At 41.2% G+C, this 9,061-nt stretch carries 9 protein-coding genes; all 9 read right to left on the bottom strand.

Translation table 11 applies throughout. From position 1 onward, the window contains the following. Positions 1 to 17: 17 nt before the first annotated feature. Positions 18 to 962, bottom strand: a complete 945-nt coding sequence (gene manA / locus SMSK597_RS06170) for a mannose-6-phosphate isomerase, class I (RefSeq protein ID WP_001294308.1) — start codon at positions 960 to 962, stop codon at positions 18 to 20. Positions 963 to 1,082: 120 nt separating this feature from the next. Beyond that, a complete protein-coding gene (locus SMSK597_RS06165) occupies positions 1,083 to 2,522 on the bottom strand; it encodes a 6-phospho-beta-glucosidase (RefSeq protein WP_000140151.1) in 1,440 nt (479 codons plus the stop codon). Between the two features lie 128 nt (positions 2,523 to 2,650). Next, positions 2,651 to 2,911 carry a SemiSWEET family transporter gene (locus SMSK597_RS06160; RefSeq protein WP_001291476.1) on the bottom strand — a complete coding sequence of 87 codons (261 nt, stop codon included), beginning with the start codon at positions 2,909 to 2,911 and terminating at the stop codon, positions 2,651 to 2,653. Between the two features lie 178 nt (positions 2,912 to 3,089). Next, a complete protein-coding gene (locus SMSK597_RS13555) occupies positions 3,090 to 3,245 on the bottom strand; it encodes a hypothetical protein (protein WP_001169682.1) in 156 nt (51 codons plus the stop codon). 268 nt (positions 3,246 to 3,513) lie between these two features. Next, entirely contained in the window at positions 3,514 to 3,861 is a 348-nt protein-coding gene (locus SMSK597_RS06155) for a VOC family protein (protein ID WP_001052634.1), read from the bottom strand. A gap of 58 nt (positions 3,862 to 3,919) precedes the next feature. After that, a complete protein-coding gene (gene spxB / locus SMSK597_RS06150) occupies positions 3,920 to 5,695 on the bottom strand; it encodes a pyruvate oxidase (protein ID WP_000191801.1) in 1,776 nt (591 codons plus the stop codon). A 212-nt stretch (positions 5,696 to 5,907) separates the two neighbouring features. Next, the gene (locus SMSK597_RS06145) at positions 5,908 to 8,151 is read right to left on the bottom strand and encodes a heavy metal translocating P-type ATPase (RefSeq protein ID WP_000136346.1); all 2,244 of its coding nucleotides are present in this window, start codon (positions 8,149 to 8,151) and stop codon (positions 5,908 to 5,910) included. A gap of 9 nt (positions 8,152 to 8,160) precedes the next feature. After that, positions 8,161 to 8,532 (bottom strand): cupredoxin domain-containing protein, encoded by a 372-nt coding sequence (locus SMSK597_RS06140; protein WP_000935079.1) that lies wholly within the window; start codon positions 8,530 to 8,532, stop codon positions 8,161 to 8,163. A gap of 10 nt (positions 8,533 to 8,542) precedes the next feature. Next, positions 8,543 to 8,938, bottom strand: coding sequence for a CopY/TcrY family copper transport repressor (locus tag SMSK597_RS06135; RefSeq protein WP_001167193.1), 396 nt, complete (start codon positions 8,936 to 8,938; stop codon positions 8,543 to 8,545). Positions 8,939 to 9,061: the final 123 nt, after the last annotated feature.

Genomic DNA, 9,061 nt, shown 5'->3' with positions numbered 1-9,061 from the left:
CTCAGGCCCTTTCTTTTTTATGGATGGCTAACAATCAATTCCAAACCTTGCCCTTCCAGAGTCCAAGCTTCAACATCACTTGGTAGGATAAAGTGGCTGCCTTTTTGGATTGGATAGTTTTTTCCGTCAACAGTAAGCTGACCTTGACCAGCTAAGACACTAAATAAGCTGTAGTCAGCTGTCTTTTCGAAGTCAACTTTCCCAGTAATTTCCCACTTGTAAACTGCAAAGAAATCATTGGATACAAGGAGAGTGGAACGTAAATTATCTGCTTTGACAATTACAGGACGGCTATTGGCAGGCTCGCCAATGTTCAAAACATCGATAGATTTTTCAAGGTGAAGTTCACGCAAGTTGCCATTATCATCCTTACGGTCAAAGTCATAGACACGGTAAGTGGTATCGCTAGATTGCTGGGTTTCAAGAATCAAGATGCCTGCTCCGATAGCGTGCATAGTCCCACTTGGTACATAGAAGAAATCTCCAGCCTTAACTGGTACTTTTGTCAGCAAGTCATCCCAGTTCTTGTCTTCGATTTGCTGGCGGAGTTCTTCTTTTGACTTGGCATTGTGACCGTAAATAATCTCTGAACCTTCGTCTGCAGCGATAATATACCAGCATTCTGTTTTTCCAAGCTCGCCTTCATGCTCTAGTCCATAGGCATCATCTGGGTGAACTTGGACACTGAGCCAGTCGTTGGCATCCAGAATCTTAGTCAACAGTGGAAATACAGGTTCTGGACGATTGCCAAACAACTCACGGTGTTCCGCATACAAAGTAGCTAAGTCTGTTCCCTCGTAACGACCATTTGCCACCTTTGAAACTCCATTTGGATGTGCTGAGATGGCCCAGTATTCACCTATTTTTTCACTTGGGATGTCATAACCAAACTCATCACGTAGCTTGGTTCCACCCCAAATTTTTTCTTGCATAACTGATTGTAAAAATAATGGTTCTGACATCTTGATCTCCTGTCTGATTTTTCTCCCCTCATTATAGCAAAAAAAGAGTTCCAGTTGAACTCTTTTTCATATCTTATAAAGTAGGGAGAAGATTTTATAAAAATAGTAAACAAATGTGCTCTACTCAATACTTGCACCATTGCTGGCAATGACATCCTTGTACCAGTAGAAGGACTTCTTCTTGCTCCGTTTGAGGCTTCCATGACCAGCATTATCTCTATCCACATAGATAAAGCCATAGCGCTTGTTCATTTCGCCTGTTCCAGCTGAAACCAGATCGATACAACCCCAAGTCGTATAACCAAGCAAGTCAACTCCATCTTGGTAAATGGCATCTCGCATAGTCTTGATATGAGCCTTTAAGTAAGCAATCCGATAGTCATCTGCTACATAACCATTCTCATCTGGCGTGTCCATAGCACCGAGTCCATTTTCTACGATAAACATTGGCTTTTGGTAACGATCCCAGATGGCATTGAGGGTGATACGAAGGCCAAGTGGGTCAATCTGCCATCCCCATTCTGAGGATTCAAGATAAGGATTTTTGATAGAGGCAAAGACATTCCCAGCAGTCAGATCCCTCACTTCTGGATCCCCTGAGGCCACTCGACTTGCATAGTAAGAGAAGGAAACAAAGTCAACAGTGTGATTCTTCAACAAATCCAAATCTTCTGGAGCCATTTCAACCTTAATTCCTTCACGTTCCCACTGCTTCTTAGCGTAATTTGGGTATTCCCCACGCGCTTGAACATCAATGAAGAAGTAACTCTTACGGTCTTCTTCCATAGTAGCCCAGTAGTCTCTCGGATGGGCTGTGTTAGGATAGTATTGCCCTGCAGCCAACATACATCCCACCTTGTTTTCTGGGTCAATTTCGTGGGCAAGCTTAGTCGCCATGGCCGAGGCCACCAACTCATGGTGAGCAGCCTGATATTTAACCTGTTCTTGATTTTCTCCTTCTTCAAAACAGAGCCCAGCTCCCATAAAGGGGGCATGGAGAATCATGTTGATTTCATTAAAGGTAAGCCAGTATTTGACTAAGCCCTTATAGCGGGTAAAGAGCGTGCGACAAAGTTTTTCATAGAAGTCTAACATACGTCGATTGCGCCATCCACCGTACTCTTCAATCAAGTGCATAGGACAGTCGAAATGAGTAATGGTTACCAGAGGTTGGATTCCATACTTATGACATTCCTTAAACAAATCCTCATAAAAGGCTAGACCAGCTTCATTTGGCTCGGTTTCGTCTCCCTTAGGAAAAATCCGAGTCCAAGCAATGGAAAGCCGATAAGTCTTAAAACCCATTTCTGCAAAAAGAGTAATATCTTCCTTGTAATGATGGTACATATCAATGGCTTCTTTTGCTGGGTAAAAATAGCCCTCCTCAAACGAAAACATCTTTTTCTGACCTGTGATAATGGCTTCACGATCTGGACCAATGGGGACGATATCAACGTTCGCTAAGCCACGCCCATCAAGATTATAAGCACCCTCGCATTGGTTGGCTGCTGTTGCACCACCCCAGAGGAAGCCCTCTGGAAATTGTAATCTTTCTGTCATCACTTTACCTCACTTGATTTGATAGTTCTATTATACTAAAAAGGAGATAAAAAGTTTGAAACTATCTGGGTAATGATGTCCTGAGCTTGCTCACATATACGAAAAAAAGACTGAAAGCAGTCTTCTTTTTAAATCAAAGCTGTGATAGCCGTTACTAAACCAAAAACGATACCTGGTGCATTAGCAGCTGCAAGTGGAATATCTCTTTCCTTCTTGAAAAGACCATAGTAAACCCAGAGACTACAGTTGATAGCTGCGACTAGGGGTTGAATGAAGTTGCCTTTTTGACCGGCAAGATTATTCATGATTTGTGGGAAGTAAGACACATACATCATAACAGACATGAAAGTCGCTACCCACCCCAACACTTTCATTTGTTTTTCAGACATTTTCAAAACCTCTTTTATTCTTTTATACTTTCTATTTTATAATTTAATACAAAAATAAGCAAGACTTTAAGACTTTTATTATAAAAATGTAAACTACCACAGTCTTGTGATAAGAAAAAGACCGGATTGCTCCGATCTGTTTAATCCATAAAATGTAAAAATGAATAGCTCTTGTCAATTAATGGATGGACTGATTGATTATCATTAAGCCGTAGCTAATGATTGATGCAATATCTTCAAGACCATGCAAAATAAAACTTCCTACAATCAAACCTATAATAATTGAACAGATAATCATGGTCACACAGATTAGATAAATATCCTTTTTTTGCATCTCTTTCCTCCTACTATCTATTCATGGAGATATTTCAATCCCAAGTTCCAGTGAAATAAGAAAATTCACTTACTACTGCTGTTTAAAAAATATTTCTCCTTTCCATATCAGTTTTACTTTATGCTGTTATATTTTTATTATAAGATTCCAAGAAAGCGTTGTCAAATATTTATATAAAAAGACCGGATGACTCCGATCTTTCAATAGTTCATATTCTCACATTCTGTTTTTAAGAATAATTAAGGTTATCTTCAAATGACTAAGCGCCTTATTTCATACGATAAAAATCAATCACTAGACCAGCAGGGCCACTCACTAGCAAGGATTCTGTTCCCCAATCAGTTACAACTGGCCCATGTAAAATCTCGACACCAATCTCTTTTAAACGTTGGTAATTCTGATTTAGATCCTCAACATCGATATGAAGAATGATTCCTGACTGAAAGTTTTCCAAAGGAACCAAATGATTTTGGGACAACATCAGACAGTGACTGCCAATCGTAAACTGAGCAAAACCATCATCAGCATAATCTGCCTTTTTATCCAAAATACGCTCCAAGTCAGCACAGACTTGGGGAACATCTGAAACGATAATATCTAATTGATTTAAATTCATTTACTATCCTCCATAAAAAGACCGGATTACTCCGATCTTTTTAAGTTCCAAGAAGGAATTATTTAATTGCGCGTGATTGCAAACCTTCTTCTTCCAAGAAGAGACGGAATGGTACGAGTTCTTCTGCTTCGTATTTTTCCTTGAAGGCTTTGATTGCTTCTTCTGAGTAAAGTTTTGGATCCAATTCAAGTACTTCTACTGGAAGTGGACGGTGGTGAGTGATGCGAGCATCGATAACAACAGTTTTACCTTCTTTGTTCAATTTAACGGCTTCTGCGACAACTGCATCGATGTCTTCGATACGGTCAACTGTAAATCCTACAGCACCTTGCGCTTCAGCGATTTTAGCATAGTCAGCATTAGGGAAGTCACAACCAAACAAATGTTTGTTTGTGTCTTCGTATTTGTCCTTGATGAAGGCATATTTACCATTTGAGAAGACAACGTTGATAACTGGAAGGTCGTATTGAACGTTTGTGATAACGTCTGGGTAGCACATGTTGAATGCACCGTCACCCATGATGTTCCATACTTGGCGATCTGGATTGTCTTTCTTAGCAGCGATACCACCAGGAAGGGCAATACCCATTGTCGCAAAGAGTGGCGATGTACGCCACATGTTCTTAGGTGTCATGTGAAGGTGACGAGTAGATGTTTGAGTAGTGTCACCTACGTCGATTGAATAGATAGCGTCTTGATCAGCATGTTTGTTGATTGCATTGTAAACTTGATACAATTGCAATTCACCCTCAGTTTTACCTTCGAGTTTGTTCATGTAATCGCGCCAGTTTTGGTTATTCTTCACGTTTGCACGCCACCATGGAGTAGATTCAACTGGATTCACTTTGTCAAGAATTGCTTTCGCTGCTTGACCTGCATCACCAAGGATTGAAGCGTCAAGAGCATGACGTTTACCAAGTTTGTAAGGGTCAATATCGACTTGGATGAATTTTTCAGTGTTTTTGAATGCTTCGTATACTTCAGCAAATGGGAAGTTTGAACCAAGGAAAAGAACTGTGTCTGCTTCAAAGACCACTTCGTTGGCTGGTTTCCAACCAACACGGTAAGCAGAACCTGTCAAACCTTCATAGTTCCATTCGAAAGCTTCAAAGTTTTTACCAGTTGTGATGATTGGTGCTTTGATTTTACATGACAATTCAGTGATCACTTCACCAGCTTTAACACCACCGTAACCAGCATAGATCACTGGACGTTCAGCATTGTTCAAGATTTCAACAGCTTTGTCGATTTCAACTTCGTTCAAAGCAGGAGCGATGAATGAACGCTCGTATGAACCTGATCCATAGTATGAGTTTTCGTCGATTTCTTGGAAACCGAAGTTTACTGGGATTTCAACAACAGCTGGACCTTTTTTAGAAACTGCAGCACGGCAAGCTTCGTCAATTACTTTTGGCAATTGCTCAGCGTAAGCTACACGTTTGTTGTAAACAGCGATACCGTTGTACATTGGGTTTTGGTTCAATTCTTGGAAGGCATCCATGTTCAATTCGTTAACTGGACGTGATCCAAGGATCGCTAGGAATGGAGTGTTATCCATTGCTGCATCGTAAACACCATTAATCAAGTGAGTCGCACCAGGTCCACCTGAACCAACTGCAACACCGATTGAGCCACCGAATTTAGCTTGCATAACCGCTGCAAGGGCACCTGTTTCTTCGTGGCGAACTTGCAAGAAGCGGATATCTTTGTCTTCAGCCAAAGCATCCATCAATGAGCTGAGTGTTCCTGATGGGATACCGTAGATTGTGTCTACGCCCCATGTTTTCAATACATTAAGCATTGCTGCAGATGCAGTAATTTTCCCTTGAGTCATAATGATAACTCTCCTTCAAATATTTTTAAATCTACTAAAAAAGGTTTCATATAGTTTTTGAAAACGTTTCAGCAAATTTTTACAATACTAATTTATCACATTTATTTTTAGTTTACTAAGAATCTGCTCAGAAGTTTTTATTCTCTATTACAGTACAGTTTGGAAATGTTTTTTAATTTCTGTTTTATAATAAAAAGCGAGCAAGCCCGCTTTTAATCTATTTTACTAAAGTTTAAGAGAAGGGAACTGGTCAGCACAGATACAGAACTAAATGCCATGGCTAGACCTGCCAGTTCTGGGTTAAGGGCCAGTCCAACACCTGAAAAGATTCCTGCTGCTATCGGAATTCCGACGACGTTGTAGATAAAGGCCCAGAAAAGATTGAGCAGAATACGATGAAAGGTTTTCTTACTCATGTCAAAGGCACGAACCACTCCTAGGAGGTTATTAGTTGTCAACACCAAATCTGCTGACTCGATGGCAATATCTGTTCCAGCTCCCATAGCAATCCCCACATCTGCTACACTAAGGGCAGGAGCATCATTGATACCATCCCCAACAAAGGCTACTTTGCCAGCCGCTTGTAGTTTATGGATTTCATGAGCTTTTTCTTCTGGCAAGACACCTGCAATGACCTCTTCGATTCCGATCTGATCGGCAATAGCACGCGCCACACCTGCATTGTCTCCTGTCAGCATGACTGTTTTAAGACCTCGTTTTTTCAACTGACTGATGGCAAGCTTAGCATTTTCCTTAGGAATATCTTGCAGAGCAAGCAAGCCTTTGATTTCATTGTCCACAGCCAAGAAAACAACTGTCTTAGCTTCTTTTTCTAGTTCTTCTAGTTTTTCTTGATAAATGCTAGAAATATCCATGCAATCCAGCATTTTAGCATTTCCAAGCAAAACTTGTTTTCCATTGATTTGCCCTGAGACACCTTTTCCGTGCAAGGCTTGGAAATTTTCAACAGTGTGAAGCTCAAGTCCAGCTTCACTCGCTCGTTTCACAACGGCTTCAGCCAGTGGGTGTTGAGAAGCTTCTTCCAAGGAAGCTGCCAATCCAAGCACTTCTGTCTCGTCGCCGATGATATCTGTGACCACAGGTTTCCCTTCAGTCAAAGTCCCGGTCTTATCAAAGACAATAGTTTGGACTTTCTGGATTTCCTGTAGAACCGTTCCATTTTTGAGGAGAACTCCCATCTTGGCACTGCGTCCTGTCCCCACCATAAGGGCTGTCGGTGTTGCAAGTCCCAATGCACAAGGACAGGCGATAATCAAAACCGCCACTCCGTAGAGAAGCGAAGACACAAAGCTCGCTCCAAGCACAACTACACTATCCCTGAGCAAGACGAACCAAACCCAAAAGGTCACAATCCCTAAAATGACAACTGCTGGAACAAAAATCCCTGAAATTTTATCCGTCAAGTCCTGAATCGGCGCACGACTGGTCTGAGCTTTCTTCACAAAATCCACAATCTGAGCCAAAACAGTCTCTGAACCAACTTTTTCTGCTCTAAAAACAAGTGTTCCACTATTATTGATGGTTGAACCAATGACGGTATCTCCAACTGTCTTGTCCACAGGCAGACTCTCACCTGTCACCATAGACTCATCAATACTAGAGATACCTTCTACTACGACACCATCAACAGCAATCTTTTCACCGGGACGCACTCGAATCAGGTCACCTACCTTGACTTGCTCCAAAGGAACTTGAACATAGCGATCCTCACGCAAGACTTCTGCTGTTTTAGCCTGCAAGTCCAGCAATTTCTCCACAGCTTGGGAAGTATTTTTCCGCATTTTCTCCTCAAAAACGGCTCCCATAAGAACGAAGAAGAAGATAAATGCAGCACTTTCAAAGTAAACGGGGAGACCAGCGAAGAGGGCAACTAAGCTATAGAAATAGGCCACTAGGGTTCCCAGAGCAACCAAGGTATCCATGTTGGCATTGTGCTTTTTAAAACTAGCCCAAGCACTTTGGATATAAGGACCACCTGCTACTAGCATAATCGGTGTTGTGGCTAAAAAGGTTCCCCAACGCATAACTTGGTGACTAATTCCTCCTGTCGACATCCCAATCATGAGAATCACAAGAGGCACAGTAAAGATACTAGTAATCCAAAAACGCTGTAAAAGTGATAGAGATTTTCGAGTCTTCTCAACTACGGTATAACTCCCCTTTTGCATCTTCATGCCACAAGAAAATTCATGTTGACCTAATTCTTGAGGTGTAAATCGAATTGTTTTCTCTTCGTCTACGCCGATTGGTTCTAGAATACCTTCTTCTTCAAACAGAATTTCCTTATAACAGTTTGAAGGTGTTACACGGTGAAAGGTGATCTCAGCAGGAACTCCTTTTTGCAGTTGAATGTGGGCTGGATGGTAGCCTTTGTCTGCCGTGATACGGATTTTTTGAACACCATTCTCAAGACTTGCTTTTACAATTTCAGTCATATCATTCTCCTATTCTACAATCATCTTGCCGTGCATCATATTCATGCCACAAGAGAAACCATACTCTCCAGCCTGCTCAGGCGTGATTTCCACTATATACTCTTCACCCATTGGCAGGTCCGCATGTACACCAAAATCTGGAAAAACAATTTGGTCTAGACAGGGTGAAGGGTCCTTACGGTCAAAGACAATGCGGGCTGGCACTGATTTCTTGAGGATAATCAACTCAGGCGTATAGCCCCCCATGACCTCCACTCGAATCTCTTGGTAGCCCTTTTTTTGCTGGGCTTTTTGTCCAGATTTTTCAGGCTTTTTGAAAAACCAGAACAAGATAAACGCGATAAGGGTAATACAAACAATGGTTACAATACTATTTAACATGACGTCTCCTTTACATACAATTACATCTTACTTCTGTTACAGCACTTGATTTCTTCTTAGAAATCGCAGTTTCCAAGTCTTCTAAGTCAGCCTGAGTAAAATCACATTCAGCAATCAAATCAGCCAACAAGTTCTTAATCCTACGAGAACAAACCTTGTCCTTGATATCTTGAACAAGTAAATCCCGACTTTGGTCCAAAGTTAAAAGGGCTGAATAGATAAAGAACTTGCCTTCTTTTTTCCTTGTCAGACACTCTTTCTCAACCAAACGAGCCAAAAGAGTTTGAATGGTTGACTTGGACCAGTCGAACCGCTCCGCCAGAACCCTGATCAAATCCGTACTGGTCTGCTCTCCTTGCATCCAAATAATCTTCATGACCTGCCATTCTGCATCTGAAATCTGCATAATCACACCTCCTAAATCTACATTTGTCGATTACAGTTATTAGTATACTCCAAAAATCTACATTTGTCAACTATGAAATTCAAATTTTTCTCTTTTTTTAAAATCTTCATTTCAAAAGTGTTT

The organism is Streptococcus mitis SK597 (assembly GCF_000148545.1).
Lineage (GTDB): Bacteria > Bacillota > Bacilli > Lactobacillales > Streptococcaceae > Streptococcus > Streptococcus mitis_C.
This window is presented reverse-complemented; position numbering and strand designations above follow the sequence as displayed.